The 17,957-nt window shown below is 39.8% G+C and carries 12 protein-coding genes; 2 read left to right on the forward strand and 10 right to left on the reverse strand.

The features are described 5' to 3' along the window. Window positions 1–302: 302 nt before the first annotated feature. From murI to gmk, 6 genes are all read right to left on the reverse strand, one after another. Window positions 303–1,106, reverse strand: a complete 804-nt coding sequence (murI, locus tag E4T92_RS10370) for a glutamate racemase (RefSeq protein WP_135094704.1) — start codon at window positions 1,104–1,106, stop codon at window positions 303–305. Window positions 1,107–1,108: 2 nt separating this feature from the next. Continuing rightward, window positions 1,109–1,633, reverse strand: coding sequence for a chorismate lyase (locus E4T92_RS10375; protein ID WP_135094706.1), 525 nt, complete (start codon window positions 1,631–1,633; stop codon window positions 1,109–1,111). Beyond that, window positions 1,626–3,707 (reverse strand): ATP-dependent DNA helicase RecG, encoded by a 2,082-nt coding sequence (gene recG / locus E4T92_RS10380; protein WP_135094708.1) that lies wholly within the window; start codon window positions 3,705–3,707, stop codon window positions 1,626–1,628. Before recG ends, E4T92_RS10375 begins: the two co-directional genes overlap by 8 nt. A gap of 9 nt (window positions 3,708–3,716) precedes the next feature. Beyond that, window positions 3,717–5,828, reverse strand: coding sequence for a bifunctional GTP diphosphokinase/guanosine-3',5'-bis pyrophosphate 3'-pyrophosphohydrolase (gene spoT / locus E4T92_RS10385; RefSeq protein ID WP_135094710.1), 2,112 nt, complete (start codon window positions 5,826–5,828; stop codon window positions 3,717–3,719). Between the two features lie 76 nt (window positions 5,829–5,904). Then, window positions 5,905–6,171: a DNA-directed RNA polymerase subunit omega gene (rpoZ, locus tag E4T92_RS10390; RefSeq protein WP_077543045.1), complete on the reverse strand. Its 267-nt coding sequence runs from the start codon at window positions 6,169–6,171 to the stop codon at window positions 5,905–5,907. 63 nt (window positions 6,172–6,234) lie between these two features. Next, window positions 6,235–6,861 carry a guanylate kinase gene (gene gmk / locus E4T92_RS10395; protein WP_077543046.1) on the reverse strand — a complete coding sequence of 209 codons (627 nt, stop codon included), beginning with the start codon at window positions 6,859–6,861 and terminating at the stop codon, window positions 6,235–6,237. 249 nt (window positions 6,862–7,110) lie between these two features. Between gmk and gap the strand changes: the two genes are divergently transcribed. Continuing rightward, window positions 7,111–8,130 carry a type I glyceraldehyde-3-phosphate dehydrogenase gene (gap, locus tag E4T92_RS10400; protein ID WP_077543047.1) on the forward strand — a complete coding sequence of 340 codons (1,020 nt, stop codon included), beginning with the start codon at window positions 7,111–7,113 and terminating at the stop codon, window positions 8,128–8,130. A gap of 197 nt (window positions 8,131–8,327) precedes the next feature. Continuing rightward, complete coding sequence (locus E4T92_RS10405; RefSeq protein ID WP_077543048.1) at window positions 8,328–10,130, forward strand: long-chain fatty acid--CoA ligase; 1,803 nt, start codon at window positions 8,328–8,330, stop codon at window positions 10,128–10,130. A gap of 98 nt (window positions 10,131–10,228) precedes the next feature. Here E4T92_RS10405 and E4T92_RS10410 read toward each other — a convergent pair whose 3' ends face one another. From E4T92_RS10410 to glgX, 4 genes are all read right to left on the reverse strand, one after another. Further along, window positions 10,229–12,694, reverse strand: a complete 2,466-nt coding sequence (locus E4T92_RS10410; RefSeq protein ID WP_135094713.1) for a glycogen/starch/alpha-glucan phosphorylase — start codon at window positions 12,692–12,694, stop codon at window positions 10,229–10,231. A 309-nt stretch (window positions 12,695–13,003) separates the two neighbouring features. Then, window positions 13,004–14,434, reverse strand: coding sequence for a glycogen synthase GlgA (glgA, locus tag E4T92_RS10415; protein ID WP_135094715.1), 1,431 nt, complete (start codon window positions 14,432–14,434; stop codon window positions 13,004–13,006). Window positions 14,435–14,624: 190 nt separating this feature from the next. Then, on the reverse strand, window positions 14,625–15,926 hold the full coding sequence (glgC, locus tag E4T92_RS10420; protein WP_077543051.1) for a glucose-1-phosphate adenylyltransferase: 1,302 nt from the start codon (window positions 15,924–15,926) through the stop codon (window positions 14,625–14,627). A gap of 39 nt (window positions 15,927–15,965) precedes the next feature. Further along, window positions 15,966–17,942 carry a glycogen debranching protein GlgX gene (gene glgX / locus E4T92_RS10425; RefSeq protein WP_135094717.1) on the reverse strand — a complete coding sequence of 659 codons (1,977 nt, stop codon included), beginning with the start codon at window positions 17,940–17,942 and terminating at the stop codon, window positions 15,966–15,968. Between the last annotated feature and the right edge of the window lie 15 nt (window positions 17,943–17,957).

Raw genomic sequence — 17,957 nt, forward strand, 5'->3', positions numbered from 1 at the left:
ATAATAATACATCACTTAAAGTAATATGAATTTCTAGTTTCAGCACCTATTAAGACTTCAAAATTAAAATATTTTAATAAGTCAATCAACAAGTGCCCACACAGATTGTCTGATTCGTTGTTAAAGAACAAAAAATAACGACGCACTGCAAAATTCATATCTTTCACAACAGCGCGTCGTTGTGTGAGGTGCATTATAGGAATTTTTTAATTCTTTGCAACTCTTTTTTTTAAAATTTTTGTAAAAACATTTTGATTGATTATTTTTTATCAAATTTATTCCCAAATATCATCGTTTAACGACTAAATATTCAATAAGTTCAGAGTTTCAAATCCTAAAGAATAAATTAACTTTCGTAATCCATCGCCCTCTAAGAGAGGTTTTATACAAAATACCTGATTAATGATTTGATTTTTTGACCGCACTTTTACATCACGAAGCAAAAACTCCACACGTTTTGCGATGGCAACCCCTGAATCAATAAAATGCGTGACTTGTGGTAAACATTGCTGGAGTTCTGATTTGATTAGAGGAAAATGTGTACATCCTAAAACAACGCAATCTAAATCTTCCATTTTTTCCCAAGCAACTAATTCGGACTTAATTTCATCTAAATCAATAGGATAGCCGTGTAATTTACGCTCTGTTAGTTCTACCAATTTCGTACTACCAATTTTTTCTACGCAGCAATCTGCTGCATATTTATCAACTAAATCAGATAAATATTTTCGTTTTACCGTTCCCTTTGTTGCTAACAATCCAATATGTTTTGTTATCGTTTTCTCTGCTGCCGGTTTTATTGCCGGCACTGTGCCAACGATTGGGATAGAAAAATATTTACGTAGTGAAGGCAATGCAGCAGTACTTGCGGTATTACAGGCGATAACAATAAGATCTAAAGGATATATCTGATCAAGATGCTGACAGATTTTGAGCGTGCGTTCGATAATTTCTTCTTCAGATTTCTCGGAGTAAGGAAAATATTCATTATCAAAGCAATATAAGTACTGATAGTCAGGTAAAAGTTTCTTGACTTCACGATAAACGCTAAAGCCACCAACACCAGAATCAAAAAAAAGAATTGTAGGTTGTACTTGAATATCCATAATCAATTTGACAAAAAATTTGTGTCATTGTATTCAGTTATAAGTCTGTTCTCAAGGAAAAGCTCGCTGATTAACAACGGCATTTTTTCGATTAAAAATAAGGAACGTCTAGCATATAATCCGCTCTGCGGATCTTGTGACCATTGAATTAACTCTCTATTTGTCACTTGTTGAAATAACCATTCACCAATAGGTTTATTGCCTAAGTTTGATAAATTTCGGTGATAAGATAGCAAGCCTTTAGAAATAAGGGTTCGAGCTTCGACCCATGGATGACCATCACAAAATAGTACTACTTCTCGACATAAATAGTCATCAGCAGGCAAGAGCGTTGCCTCACTTTCAAATAGATTTTCTATCCATTTTTCTGACCGCACTTTGACTTCAAATTGCTCACAGATTTGTTTTAATTTAAGGCTCAGTGATTGTTTGTCAAACAACCAAGATTGAGTTGAAAGAGGGAGACTCTTGATCTGTGAGGAATCCTCCTCTTGCCAGTTTAAATCAGCAAAAATAGAATCAGGCATTGCTATAAATCTCACGATTATTCAACCAACGTTTAATCAGACAATCTGCGATATCCGGGTATTTTTGAATTAGTTGCTTAGCATAAGTTTGTACCATTGGAATCATTTTACGATCCCGCATTAAGTTCGCCACTTTAAAGGTCGCAATACCCGTTTGCTTTGTTCCCAATACCTCTCCCGGCCCTCTAATCTCTAAGTCTTTCTCAGAAATCATAAAACCGTCTTGACTATCACGCAGTACCTGCAAGCGTTTTTGTGAGATTTTTCCCAATGGCGGTTTATACATCAAAACACAAAAAGAGGCCGTACTCCCTCGCCCAACACGCCCACGCAATTGATGAAGTTGTGATAAACCCAATCGTTCGGCATTTTCAATAATCATTAAACTTGCATTGGGTACATCAACACCAACTTCAATCACCGTCGTCGCGACTAATAAATCCAGCTCAGCATTTTTAAACTGCGTCATGACATCTTGTTTTTCTTGCGGTTTCATTCTCCCATGTACTAAACCAATGTTTAACATGGGTAATGCCTTGGTTAACTCTTCCCAAATCGCTTCCGCTGCTTGTGCTTCCAATACTTCCGATTCATCAATTAAAGTACATACCCAATACGCTTGACGTTTTTCATTAAGACAAGCTTTTTTTACTCGCTCAACAATTTCATCCCGTCGTTCTTCCGAAATAACCACTGTCGTAATAGGCGTACGTCCAGGGGGTAATTCATCAATGATTGAGGTATCTAAATCAGCATATACTGTCATTGCCAAGGTTCTTGGGATAGGTGTCGCCGTCATAATTAACTGGTGGGGATAAACCCCGGCTTTTTCCCCTTTTTCTCGTAACATTAAACGCTGATGCACACCGAAACGATGCTGCTCATCAATGATAATAAAAGCAAGATCGGCAAATTCTACGTCCTCTTGAAAAAGTGCATGCGTACCAACCACCATTTGAGCTGAACCATTTTGAATTTTTTCTAGAACAGTCTGGCGCGCTTTACCTTTTACTTTTCCAGCCAACCAAGCAACATCAATACCAAAAGGTTCAAACCATTGACGGAAATTATTAGCGTGTTGTTCGGCTAAAATTTCTGTGGGTGCCATTAACGCCACTTGCTTGCCATTATCCATTGCTATTAATGCAGCAAGTGCAGCCACTAAAGTTTTTCCCGATCCCACATCACCTTGAACTAAACGCATCATTGGGTAGTTTTTTCCCAAATCCAACTTTATCTCTTCTACCACACGTTTTTGGGCATTGGTTGGTTGAAAAGGCAAACTCGCGAGAAAGCGCTGTTTTAAATCTGTTTGCTCACGCAACGGTAATGCCAAAAACTGTTGTGTACCTAACCGCACTTTTTGCATTGCCAGATTATGAGCAAGCAATTCTTCAAAAATTAAACGCTGTTGTGCGGGATGTTTACCCTGCTCAAGCATTTCTAGAGAAATCTCAGGCGGTGGGCGATGCAATAAATGAAGTGCTTCTTTCAAGCTAAATTGATGAGGATTAAATTCCGGAGGCAAAATTTCCGCAATCTGTATTTTATCCAGTAAAGCCAAAGCCTGATCCGTCAACTTTCGTAATGAATTTTGCTTTAATCCCTCAGTGGTAGAATAAATAGGGGTGAGCGTTTCTTCTAAAACAAGAGGTGAATTATCCCGAATAATCTGGTATTCCGGATGATGAATTTCCGGCATATGGCGACCACGTTTTACTTCCCCAAAGGCTTTGACACGCACGCCTAATTGAAAACTGTTACGCATTCCGGCATTAAAATTGAAAAAACGCAACATAATTTTCGATGTCCCATCTGATAGACTGACCAACAAAATAGGGCGACGCCCAAACGTCACTTCCGTGGTTTGTACGATTCCTTCAATGGTAAAATACTGTTCGGGGCGAAGATGCGCGATGGGCGTAATTCGTGTGCGATCCTCATAACGAATGGGCAAATGAAAAAGTAAATCTTGCAAATGATTAATGCCTATTTTACTAAGTTTGGCTGAGACTGCCGCCCCTACGCCGGAAAGTGTTGTGAGAGGAATGGCATCAAGCAATGAAAGGCTCATAGTTCATTATTAGGCATTAATATTTCGTTTTACACTCACGACACCGGTAATCCCCTTAATACGGTGTAAAACATTTCCAAGATGTTTTAAATCTTTCACACTGACTTGCAAAATCACAAGCAACAGTGAATTTTCTAGTTCTTCCGTCCAAATATTTTGAATCCCTCCTTCACTTGTAGTGATCGCTGTCATCAAACTCGGAAGTGCACTCTGTTCATTTAAAATCTCCACTCGTAATTCTGCCTCAAAATTGACCGCACTTGGTACATTTTCCCACTTAGCTTGTACTAAGTGATGGGTATTTTTAAGATTACTGCATTGGTAATGATGTATTACGACACCACTGTGAACCGCACTATGTCCAACAATTGGATCACCAGGGATAGGATGGCAACATTGTGCAAATTGTGTGTTTGCCATCAGAGACGGAGAAATCATTAATGTATTGCTGTGATTTTTCGTGTGCCCCTCCACATCAGTCTCAATTTGTTCATTGATTAATTGATGTGCAACCACTGAGGCTAATAGGTTTCCTAAGCCAATTTCACGTAATAATTCATCAAAAGAAGAAAGTTTTAGCTTCTCTAGCGTAAATTGAATTTGCTGTGGCGAGAGATTGTCCAAGATATGCGGCTGTAAAGCTGAATTTAGTTCTGTTTTACCCAGTTTTATCGCATCATCGGCACAACGTTGTTTCAAATAATGGCGAATACGGGTTTTTGCACGCGCTGTCACCACAAAATTCAACCATCCCGCTTCCGGATGAGCATTAGGATCAGTAATAATTTTTACCGTTTGACCTGACTCCAATGCTTTTGATAACGAATAAGGTTTATGTTCAACTGTTACCCCGACACAAGTATTCCCCACATCCGAATGCACTGCGTAAGCAAAATCGACAGCAGTTGCGCCTTTAGGTAGTTCAACAATCCGACCTTTAGGCGTAAATACAAAAATTTCTTTCGGGAAAAACTCTGATTTGACATTCTCAATAAACTCAAAAGAATTGCCCACACTCTGTTGAATTTCGACTAAATTTTGTAACCAACGTTGCGCTCGAATCTGGGCGGTGGTGCTGTCATTTTTACCGTTTTCTTTATCCCCCCAATATGCCGTTACCCCCATTTCTGCCACTTGTTCCATATCTTCCGTATGGATATGAACTTCTACCGGCACCCCGTGAGGCCCAATCATTGAGGTCTGTAACGATTGATAGCCATTCGCTTTTGGTACAGCAATATAATCTTTCACACGTCCAGGGCGAGGTTTATAGAGATTGTGTATTTGCCCCAATGCGCGGTAACAATCATCTATTGTTTTGACAATAATACGAAAGGCATAAATATCCATAATGGAGTGGAATTCTTGATCTTTTGCCCGCATTTTTTGGTAGATTTTATAGAGATGTCTTTCCCGTCCCCACACACGTGCAAAAATCCCTGCATTTTCCAACCGCACTTTGATTTCATTGGAAATCCGTTCAATAAGATCTTGGCGATTATTACGTGCCACTTCCACCAATTTTTTCAATACTTCGTAACGGTATGGGTACATCGCCTTAAAAGATAAATCTTCGAGTTCATTTTTAATATGCTCAATCCCCAAACGATGGGCGAGCGGACAATAAATCTCCAATGTTTCTTTCGCAATACGACGACGTTTATCAGGACGAAGAGCTCCCAGTGTTCGCATATTATGCGTTCGATCAGCAAGTTTAATTAACACCACTCGAATATCACGGGTCATCGCCAAAATCATTTTACGAAAATTTTCGACTTGCGCTTCTTGACGAGTACGGAATTTGAGCTTATCAAGTTTAGAAACGCCATCGACTATCTCGGCAACACTAGTACCAAATTCGGCACGGAGTTGTGTCTCTGTGTAAGGCGTATCTTCAATAACATCATGTAACAATGCGGCCATAACGGCTTCGTGATCAAGATGCATTTGAGCAATAATGGAGGCGACAGCCACAGGGTGGGTAATATAAGGTTCGCCACTTGATCGGAACTGCCCTTCGTGCCCATCTCTTGCGATCATAAATGCACGTTTGACTAATTCAATTTTATCTGCGGGTAAATACCCTTGAATGATTCGATTTAAATCTGCAAACAGTTCCAAAGGACACCTAACTTGTTCATATTGAATGAATAGATTTGGACAAATGCGGTTAAAAATAACCGCACTTTTAAGATAATTATTCCGTAATTAATGCTACAGCAGCATCTTCAGCATGCTGGATTGCTGTAATATCTTGATGTTCCTGCGCATCCATAATATCGTTAGAAATGAGCCCCTTTTCAATTTCACGCAACGCAATAACCGTTGGTTTGTCATTATCTTCAGGAACTAATGGATCACGCTGATGTAACTGTAATTGTCTTGCACGACGTGCGGCGGTTAAAATTAAATCAAAACGGTTGCCAATTTTTTCTACTGCATCTTGCACTGTAACTCGCGCCATATTCTACTCCGATTCATCTAAAAATAAGGGATATAAAGGGGAAACATCATACTAAATCTCATATTATTTATCTAGTAGTTGATGAATTAAGCCCGCATTTTCTATGCGTTGATAAGATTTCGTCAAGCGCTCGGCATGTAAAATGCTCTGCAAATCAGCTAAAGCTTGCTCAAAATTGTCATTAACGATGACATAATCATATTCGTCATAATGCGAAATTTCATTCTTTGCTTTTTCCATCCGTTCAGAAATCACCGATTCACTATCTTGCCCCCGCCCGACCAAGCGTCTCTCCAATTCAGGTAGAGAAGGAGGAAGAATAAAAATACTTTTCACATTTTCCACTTTTTGACGAATTTGTTGTGCACCTTGCCAATCAATATCTAAAAAAACATCAATACCTTTCGCAAGATTTTCTTCAATTGCCGGCAATGAAGTACCGTAATAGTTACCCCCAAACACGGTGGCATATTCCAAAAAAAGGTCTTGTTCAATAAGTGATTCAAATTCGTCTTTAGAAACGAAATAGTAATGCACGCCATGAATTTCTCCAGGACGGGGAGCACGAGTCGTGTGAGATATAGAAACCATCTTAGGCGTAGAAGAATCCCGTTCCAATAAAGCGGAAATGAGGGAGGATTTACCTGCACCACTCGGCGCAGAAAGAATATACAGATTACCTTGAGACATAGCATCCACCTTTCTTAGATATTTCAATCTATTATGCCGATTTTTTTGAAAAAAGCATTAAAGTGCGGTCACTTTTTCCAGAATTTTTCTAGATGAAAAAAGTAACTTTGACCTAGATCACAAAAACAAACCGCCATTTCTAGTTTTATCTCAATGCTCGTGTTATAATCCGCCCGATGTTTTTGGGAATCAATTATTGTTTCTAAAACATAACTGTTTGTTTAACTTAACTAAAAAGGTGAAAATCTTATGGCTATTAAAATTGGTATTAATGGTTTCGGCCGTATCGGTCGTATTGTATTCCGTGCGGCACAACACCGTGATGACATCGAAGTTGTTGGTATCAATGACTTAATTGATGTTGAATACATGGCTTATATGTTGAAATATGATTCAACTCACGGTCGTTTCGATGGCACGGTTGAAGTTAAAGATGGTAACTTAGTGGTTAACGGTAAAACCATTCGTGTCACTTCAGAACGTGATCCGGCAAACTTGAACTGGGGAGCCATTGGTGTTGATATCGCTGTTGAAGCAACTGGTCTATTCTTAACAGATGAAACAGCACGTAAACACATCACTGCCGGTGCGAAAAAAGTCGTTTTAACCGGTCCATCTAAAGATTCTACCCCAATGTTCGTACGCGGCGTAAACTTTAATACATACGCAGGTCAAGATATCGTTTCTAACGCATCTTGTACAACAAACTGTTTAGCACCTTTAGCACGTGTTATTCACGAAACCTTCGGTATTAAAGATGGTTTAATGACAACTGTTCACGCGACTACTGCAACTCAAAAAACCGTTGACGGTCCATCAGCTAAAGACTGGCGTGGTGGTCGTGGTGCGGCACAAAACATCATTCCATCATCAACCGGTGCGGCAAAAGCAGTAGGTAAAGTATTACCGGCATTAAACGGCAAATTAACCGGTATGGCTTTCCGCGTTCCAACACCAAACGTTTCTGTTGTTGACTTAACTGTAAACCTTGAAAAACCAGCTACTTATGAGCAAATCAAACAAGCAATCAAAGAAGCAGCTGAAGGTAAAACGTTCAATGGTGAGTTAAAAGATGTTTTAGGCTATACCGAAGATGCAGTTGTTTCAACTGACTTCAACGGCTGCACACTAACCTCCGTATTTGATGCCGATGCGGGTATCGCATTGACCGATACTTTCGTAAAACTTGTATCTTGGTACGATAACGAAGCTGGTTATTCAAATAAAGTATTAGACTTAGTCGCACATGTTTACAACTACAAAGGCTAACTCGAACCAGTGAAAAACCTAACCGCTCTTCGGAGCGGTTTTTTATTCTCAATAAGATTGTGATCATCTTCACAAATTGCACAAAAGTTCACTCAAAATAATCAAAAAAATACAATATTTATCTGGCTTTTAACTTCATTTAACTTTATATTAGCGCACACTTGTTAGCTCAATTAATATCAAAAATTAAGGTTAATATGAATCTCGATCTTCATTTCATTCATCGTATTCAACAACAAGCAAAAAACCGGGGAAATACAACCGCACTTCGCCATAAAGAAAATGGTATCTGGAAAGATATCTCTTGGTCTGTATTCCAAAACCAATTAAACCAACTCTCTCGAGCCTTACTTGCATGCGGAATTCAAGTTCAAGATAAAATTGCAATTTTCTCCCATAATATGCCTCATTGGACAATTGCCGATATTGCAACACTCCAAATCCGTGCGGTTACTGTTCCCATTTATGCAACCAATACTGCACAACAAGCGGAGTTTGTACTGAATCACGCTGACGTAAAAATTTTATTTGTTGGAGATCAAGAACAATATGATCAAGCCTTAGAAATAGCCCCTTATTGCCCCCAATTACAAAAAATTGTCGCAATGAAACCGACTATTCTACTCAAACCAGATACGCTCTCTTACACATGGGATCAATTTATCGAATTAGGATCAATCGCCCAACAAGCTGAATTAACCCAACGACTAAATAATAAAAAAATGGATGATTTATTTACCATCATCTATACCTCCGGTACAACGGGCGAACCAAAAGGCGTGATGTTAGATTATTCAAATCTTGCCCATCAATTAGAAACCCATGATCTTGCTCTTGATGTTACCCCTCAAGATATTTCTCTTTCTTTCCTACCGTTTTCTCATATTTTTGAACGTGCATGGGCAGCTTATATCCTTCATCGTGGCGCAACACTTTGCTATTTGGAAGATACGAATCAAGTGCGGTCAGTTTTAAACGAGATTCGCCCAACACTAATGTGTGCAGTACCGCGTTTTTATGAAAAAATTTATGCAGCAGTGCTAGATAAAGTACAAAAAGCGCCAAAACTTCGCCAACTTCTTTTTCACTGGGCAATTGCCATAGGGCAAAAACGTTTTGAGTTATTCACCCAAAAGAAACCTATTCCTTTTTGGTTAAAACAACAATATCGTCTAGCTGATAAACTTGTCTTATCCAAACTTCGCCAATTACTCGGTGGCAGAATAAAAATGATGCCTTGTGGCGGAGCAAAATTAGAACCGGCTATCGGGCTCTTTTTCCACAGTCTGGGTATCAATATTAAACTCGGTTATGGTATGACAGAAACCACCGCAACCATTTCATGCTGGCACGATTACCAATTTAACCCAAACTCCATCGGTACTTTAATGCCCAAAGCAGAAGTCAAAATTGGCGAAAATAACGAAATTCTCGTACGTGGCGGTATGGTAATGAGGGGTTATTACAAAAAACCGGAAGAAACCGCACAAGCCTTTACTGAAGATGGTTTCTTAAAAACAGGTGATGCCGGTGAATTCGATTCAAAAGGAAATCTTTTTATTACGGATCGCATTAAGGAATTAATGAAAACCTCCAATGGTAAATATATCGCCCCACAATATATTGAAAGTAAAATCGGCAAAGATAAGTTTATTGAACAAATCGCTATTGTCGCAGATGCAAAAAAATATGTCTCCGCTTTAATTGTACCTTGCTTTGATAGCTTGGAAGAATATGCCAAACAATTAAATATTAAATATCAAGATCGTCTAGACCTGATAAAAAACTCTGAAATTCTGAAAATGTTTGAACAACGGATTAATACTGTACAAAAAGAACTGGCTCACTTTGAACAAGTTAAAAAATTTACCTTGCTCTCTCAGGCATTCAGTATCAAGTTAGGCGAAATTACCCCAACGTTGAAACTAAAACGAAAAGTTATTATGGAGCGTTATCGCAGTCAAATTGAAGCAATGTATAAACAACATAATGAAACTTAAACTTCAGTATGATATAGACGTTAAACAAAAAAGTGCGGTTAAAATTAACCGCACTTTATGTTATGAAAAGAAAGAAAATCCCCATTAGGGGATTTTTATTAATGGATTTTAATCGGCTCAATCTTCCAAATATTTTTCGCATATTCCAGAATTGTTCTATCTGACGAGAAGAATCCCATATTGATGATGTTTTGGATAGTACTTTCAACCCATTGATCACGCTGTTTATATTTCTCATCAACGGTATTTTGAGCTTCCACATAGCTACGAAAATCCGCAAAGGCTTGATAATAATCGTGGTATTGTAAACCTTGCAACAATGCTAAATAACGTTGCGGCTCTTCAGGAGAAAACACGCCTGAGATAATTTGATCCACGACAGTGCGTAACTCAACATCATTTTGGTAATAATCAAACGGGCGATAGCCATCACGACGGAGTTGTTCCACCTGTTCTACGGTGTTGCCAAAAATGAAGATGTGATCTTCCCCAACATTATCTAAAATTTCTACATTTGCCCCATCCAAGGTTCCAAGTGTCAATGCGCCATTGAGGGCAAATTTCATATTACTGGTTCCTGAGGCCTCTGTCCCGGCAAGAGAAATTTGTTCGGAAATATCTGCTGCCGGTATGATAAGTTGAGCGAGACTTACACTATAATTAGGGATAAACACCACTTTTAATCTGCCTTGTAAACGTTCATCATTATTGATAACTCTCGCCACATCATTTATCAAACGAATGGTCTGTTTCGCCGCATAATAAGCTGATGCGGCTTTCCCAGCCAGAATAAACACACGAGGTTGCCAATCTTTCTCAGGATTCGCAATCATTGCATTGTAACGGGCAATAATATGTAGCACATTCAACATTTGACGCTTATATTCGTGAATTCGTTTTACTTGCACATCAAATAATGCATTCGGGTTCAGTTCAATGCCAAGTTCTTGTTTAACATAATCGGCAAGTTTAACCTTGTTGGTATATTTAATATCGGCAATTGCCTGTTTGAAAGCCTGTTCATGTACTACGGTTTCTAACTTCTTAATTTGACTTAGATCACAACGCCATTCCGTGCCAATGTATTTGTCAAACAATGTCGCTAACTGTGGATTTGCGACTGCTAACCAGCGACGTGGCGTAATCCCATTCGTGACATTGGTAAAACGTTCCGGATAAATACGGGCAAAATCTGCGAAAGTCGATGTCACCATTAAATCGGAATGGATAGCTGCCACACCATTAATTTTATGCGACCCAACTACAGATAACCATCCCATTCGAACTTTACGTTGATAGCCTTCTTCAATAAGTGATACACGGCGAATAAAGTCATTATCCGTTGTAATATAAGTACGTACATATTCCAAGAAATGGTCGTTAATGTCGAAAATCATCTGTAAATGACGTGGTAATACTTTTGCCATCATCTCCACAGGCCAAGTTTCCAATGCTTCTGACATTAGGGTATGACAAGTATAAGAGAAAATTCGGCGCGTCATATCCCAAGCTTTTTGCCACTCAAATCCTTCCTCATCAATCAGAACACGCATTAATTCCGGAATCGCTAATGCCGGATGGGTATCGTTTAAGTGAATAGCCACTTTATCTGCCAAACTTTCAAGACTATTATTGTGTGTGTATTTGTGTCGTCGAATAATATCTTGTAATGAGGCAGAAACTAAGAAGTACTCTTGACGCAAACGCAGTTCACGCCCGTTCCAAGTTGAATCATCCGGATAAAGAACACGCGACAAGTTTTTGCTGGAGACCCGTGCCTCTACCGCCGCTAAATGCTCCCCACGATTAAATTCCTCAAGATTAAAACTTTCCCCGCCATGGGCAGACCACAAACGCAACGTCGCCGCCGAATCATTTTTATAACCCGGAATCATTTGATCGTAAGCAAGTGCGGTCACTTCTTCTTGTGGATTCCATACACATTTTTTTCCTTCGAAGTGAATGTTCCCACCAAAAGCTACATAGAATCGTTTTGATGGGCGTAAAAACTCCCATGGTGCACCTTTTTCTAACCAAGCATCAGGGCGTTCAACTTGCTGACCATTTTCAATTTTTTGACGAAACATACCGTATTCATAACGAATCCCATATCCCATACCGGGTAAACCTAATGTCGCAATTGAGTCCATAAAGCAAGCGGCCAAACGCCCCAAACCACCATTGCCTAAGCCGGGATCGACCTCTTTTGAAATAATATCTTCCAAATCAACATTTAACTCACTTAAGGCTTCTTTCGTCAGACTATAAACATCTTCTGCAATCAGTGCATTAGAGAGGGTGCGACCAATTAAAAATTCCATAGATAAATAATAAACCCGACGAGCATCATCTGCACGAGCCTGACGAGCCTTGCTAATCCATCCTTCGGTAACAAGATCCCGCACAGCATATAAAGTGGCATTAAGCCAATCACGCTGGCTCGCTTCTCGTGGCGAACGGCCAATAGAAAAAATTAACTTATAAACAATTGATTTTTTTAATGCTTGAACGTCCAACTCCGGACGATTATAAAGAAATGGAGAATCAAAATTGTCCATTATCATAATAATAAACCTCAATAAAAAAGTAGAAATGATTGATAGTTAGGAGGGATAGCTAAACAACGCAAAACTCCATTTAGCAATAAAATAAGCGGTATTTTAAAAGTGCGTCAAATCCGAAAAAACCACATTATCTATTTTTTGAATATCCTTATTTTAATTGACTACTAAAGCATTAGCCCCACAGCAAAACGCACAAATTTTAGCCTTTATTTAACAAAAAACAACCAAAATCACACTGTTTGAGAAAAATAATTCGCAAACAGTGCATATTTAGAAAAATTGATTAGTACGAGAAATCCCCTCATCAATTTATAGACGTTGATATAATGAAAAATACTCAGTGGCCGCTTTACGCCAGCTGAAATCTTGTTCCATCGCATTGGCACGAACCATTGACCAAGCGCGCGGTTTTTGCCAAAGCGCAAAGGCTTGTTGCAAACTTTGACGAAGAGCTTCTGGCGTAGCAAGCTCAAATACAAAACCTGTTGCCAAACGATTTTTAATACTTTCGGCTGTACTATTCACCACCGTATCAGCCAAGCCGCCCGTTTTACGCACCAGTGGTAATGTGCCATATTGCAATCCATAAAGTTGCGTTAAACCACAAGGTTCAAAACGACTTGGAACGAGAATCACATCACCACCTGCAACCATTAAATGTGAAAGCGTCTCATCATAACCAATTTTCACTGCAATATTCTGCGGATAGTTTTCTGCAAGCTGGCGAATACCGGCTTCCAAATGTGGTGCGCCTGAACCCAAAATCATCAGTTGCCCACCGTGTTTCACTATTTCATCGGCACTTTCAATGAGCAAATCCACGCCCTTTTGTTCTGTCAAGCGAGTCACCATAACAAACGCCAATGCCTGTTCGTCTTGTGGTAAATTGAAATAGGCTTGTAAATCCGCCTTATTTTTCTTTTTGCCCGCCATAGATTTCAACTTATAGCGGTGTGCAATATAGCTATCGCAACTTGGATGCCAAATCGTTTCATCAACGCCATTGAGAATCCCAACTAAACGATTATTCACTTTCAATCCACTCAGTAAACCTTGCAAGCCATAGGCAAACTCCGGTGTGGTAATTTCTTCCGCATAAGTCGGGCTCACTGCCGTTACCGCATCAGAATAGTACAGCCCGGCTTTAAGATATGAAATCTGTCCATAAAGCTCTAATCCCTCTACATGGAACATTCCTGAAGGTAAACCGATTTCATGTAAATGATGATAAGAAAATTGCCCTTGATAAGCTAAATTATGAATGGTAAAGACAGATTTCGCCGGTCGCCCTTTATTAAATAAATACGCTGCACACAACCCTGCGTGCCAATCGTGGGCATGAACGACGTCAGCCCGCCACCAACTGTCTAAACCTGTCGTCAGTTCTGCCCCCACCCAACCGAGCAATGCAAAACGCTTATAATTATCACCATAATCATTGTAGTAAACATCGTGGTAAGGGTTTCCTTCACGCTGATACAGATGTGGCGCGTCAATCAAATAAACGCCAACCCCATTGTATTCACCATAACGTAGCACAATATGCCCGGCAAAATTATCAAATTCTGCCACAACCTGTGTATTTGGAATGCCTGCCACAATCGCAGGATAAGCGGGTAATAAGACTCGAGCCTCCAACCCAATTTGATTTTGCGCTTGAGGCAAAGCACCCAATACATCTGCCAAGCCCCCCGTTTTTAACAGTGGATAAAATTCCGAGCAAACATGTAGTATTTTCATTTTTCTATTTTCCTCTAATCCATTTATGAGAGAAAGCAAAATCACGGCATTACGTAGCAACAAACTTTCACGACATTGTAGGAATGCTCTGCGTGTTCCTATAATCGTCGCCAACCTGCTTTATACAACAGCGACATAATATCGAAAACATTAATAAAGTGCGGTCAAAATCAACCGCACTTTTCACAGCTTAATCCAAATGAGCCTCAGAAATAATTTCTTCACCTTCAAGTTTCTTTAGCATTTTCGGCGTGACTAAAATCACTTTACCCGTTGAGCTAATACGGAAGCGTTTACGATCTTCTTCCAAATTCACACCAATTTGCATACCGTCCGGAATATGGCAATCGCGATCAATAATACAGTTTTTCAGCACACAATTTTTGCCAATTCGAACCTCAGGTAATACCACGCAATACTCAACTTTTGAGAAAGAATCGACTTTAATACGGTCAAATAACACGGAATTACTAATTGAGGCATCGGTAATCACGCAGCCTCCGCCGATAAGTGAGTTATCCACCGGATGAACATTCGTCTGTTTGTAGAAAAATTTGGACGGATACGCCTGCGTCGGGTTACCACGAATCGGCCAGCTTTGATCATAAATATCAAGCTGCGGATTTTCAGACACTAAATCAATATTAGATTGCCAGAAACTATCAAGAGTACCCACATCACGCCAGTAAATTTCTCCCTCAGTATTCCGTCCCATACAAGAACGACTGAACGGATGAGCGTAAAGGGTTTCTTCTTCCAAACATTTTGGTAACACATTTTTACCAAAATCATGGCTAGTTTCCGGTGTATTCACTTCACGTTCTAGCATTTCGTAGAGATAATCGGCATCAAATACATAAATCCCCATTGAAGCCAAAGAAACATCAGGCTTACCGACCATCGCAGGCGGATCTTTTGGTTTTTCTACAAAGGCTTTCACTTTTAGGTTTTCATTAACGGCCATCACACCAAACTCGTGAGCTTCTGAACGAGGTACTTCAATACAGCCAACCGTACATTTCGCACCACTGTTGACGTGATCCATTAACATGACACTATAATCTTGTTTATAAATATGGTCGCCCGCTAAAATCAAGACATATTTCGGACGATAGTGATCACGAATAATTGCCATATTTTGATAGACTGCATCCGCCGTGCCACGATACCAAGTGGAATCATCAATTTGTTGACGAGCCGGGAGCATATCCACAAATTCTCCCCGTTCTTGCGGTAGGAATGACCAACCTGTTTGTAAATGACGAAGCAAAGAATGAGCGGCATATTGTGTCACGACACCAATCCGATTTAAACCGGAATTGATACAATTAGAAAGTGCAAAATCAATAATGCGGCGGTTACCACCAAAATAAAGGGCCGGTTTAGCCCGTTTATCGGTTAATTCGTGTAAACGTGAACCCCGTCCCCCCGCTAAAATTAACACTAAGGTATTTTTGACTAAGTCATATTTGTTAAGGTCGCCAGCTTTCATAAAGATCTCCATTATATTTAGGGTCTTGTGGACATTTTGTTATTCATTACTCAAAACACTGCATCCCATGGCAGAAAGCACTGCCCGCTGTGTCGTGAGAGCCAAATTATGCGTACCGACTCGAGCCTTCCATTTCCCTTTCGGCAAACTGAAATGCTGCCCTTCCGCCTTGGCATTCATCAATAAAAGCCAACGATTATCTAAAACTACCTGTAATGCTTTGGTTTCTCGATTTTGCCAATCTTCAAGAGTCATCGGTTGACCGTCAACGTTGAGCCATTGCACGTTATCATCCGACCACCATTGATCCCGTATCAAACTGATCATTTTTTTGCGCAATTCAATTGTTTTTTTGGTCAGTTCAAATAAGTTTTCATTAAAATCAGCCCACTTAAGCCAAGTCATATCGTTATCTTGGCAATAAGCGTTATTATTGCCGTATTGCGTATTGCCAAACTCATCGCCGGCCAGCAACATTGGCGTGCCATTCGCCAGCAATAAACTCATTAATAAACCGCTTTGCGCAAAAGTGCGGTCATTTTCTATCGCACTTTTTTGCGGTTCTGTTAGGCTTTCGGTAGCGCCTTCTATACCGTGGTTATAACTGTAATTTTCGTTGCGTCCGTCCCGATTTTGCTCACCATTTGCTTCGTTATGTTTTTCGTTATAGCTCACCAAATCTCTTAGGGTGAAACCATCATGAGCAGTAATAAAGTTGAGTGAACAATGAGGTAAGCGATCATTTTTCTTAAATAGATCACTAGAACCGGCAAAACGTTCTGCAAATGCACCAATCTCACCACTTTTCCAGAGCCAAAAACGGCAAAGATCATCTCGGAAACGGTCATTCCATTCAGCAAAATAATTTGGAAAATGTCCCACCTGATAGCCGTAATCGCCAATATCCCAAGGTTCAGCAATGAGTTTGATGTTTTGTAAACTTGGTGTATTAGCAATATCTACAAAAAGTTGAGCAAAGGCATTAAAATCCGGTTTATCCCGTCCAAGCACACTTGCCAAATCAAAACGGAAACCATCTACGTGGCACTGCTCCACCCAATAACACAAGCAATCCAACACCCATTTTCGCCCCACATCAGAGGACAAATTCAGCATATTGCCACAGCCTGTCCAGTTGATGTAATGTCCATTATCGTTACGCCAATAATAGGTTTGATCATCAATGCCACGTTGGCAAAATGTCGGGAAATGCTGTTCAGATTCGGCTGAATGATTAAAAACTACGTCTAAAATCACTTCAATGCCGGCTTGGTGAAAGGTTTTCACCATCGTTTTAAATTCAGTGAGCGGATTATTTGTTGCGGCATATTTAGGTTCTACAGCAAACATTGCCAGAGGATTGTAGCCCCAATAATTTTGTAATCCTCGTTCTTGCAAATGTGGCTCATTAATGTAGAAATTGACCGGTAACAATTCCACCGCAGTAATGCCTAATTCTTGTAAATAGGCAAGATTAACAGGATGAACCAATCCACTATAAGTGCCTCGCAAAGCAGTTGGAATTCTCTCATTTAACTGACTAAATCCCTTTACGTGCAATTCATACACAATTGTTTCACTCCAAGGAATCATTGGTTTTTTGTCGCCACCCCAATCAAAATCTTCCTCAATAATAACCGCTCTTGGGGCAAGGTGAGCATTATCACGTGAGTCACTTAACAAAAACCATTCTCGACGTTCTTCGCAACTTAAATCAGGCTTACGGCTCACGGCTTTCGCATAAGGATCGAGCATTAATTTCTGTGGATTTGCCTGTCCACCATAAATACGAAAACCATATTCTGTACCGATTTGTACGCCTGTCACTGCCAGATGCCAAACATTTTCAGTACGAATCATTGAAAAACGGCTTTCAGTTTCACCTTCAAATAAGCAAAGTTCAACCGCACTTGCTGCCGCTGAAAATAGGGCAAAATTAGTAATTCTTTCACCGTCTTCAATTTGTTGTGAGTAGCCATAAGGGGTTGGTGAACCCGAGTGATACATTTTAAACATTTTATTTTTACAGGA

This window comes from Pasteurella sp. WM03, from assembly GCF_004570945.1.
Taxonomy (GTDB): Bacteria; Pseudomonadota; Gammaproteobacteria; order Enterobacterales; family Pasteurellaceae; genus Rodentibacter.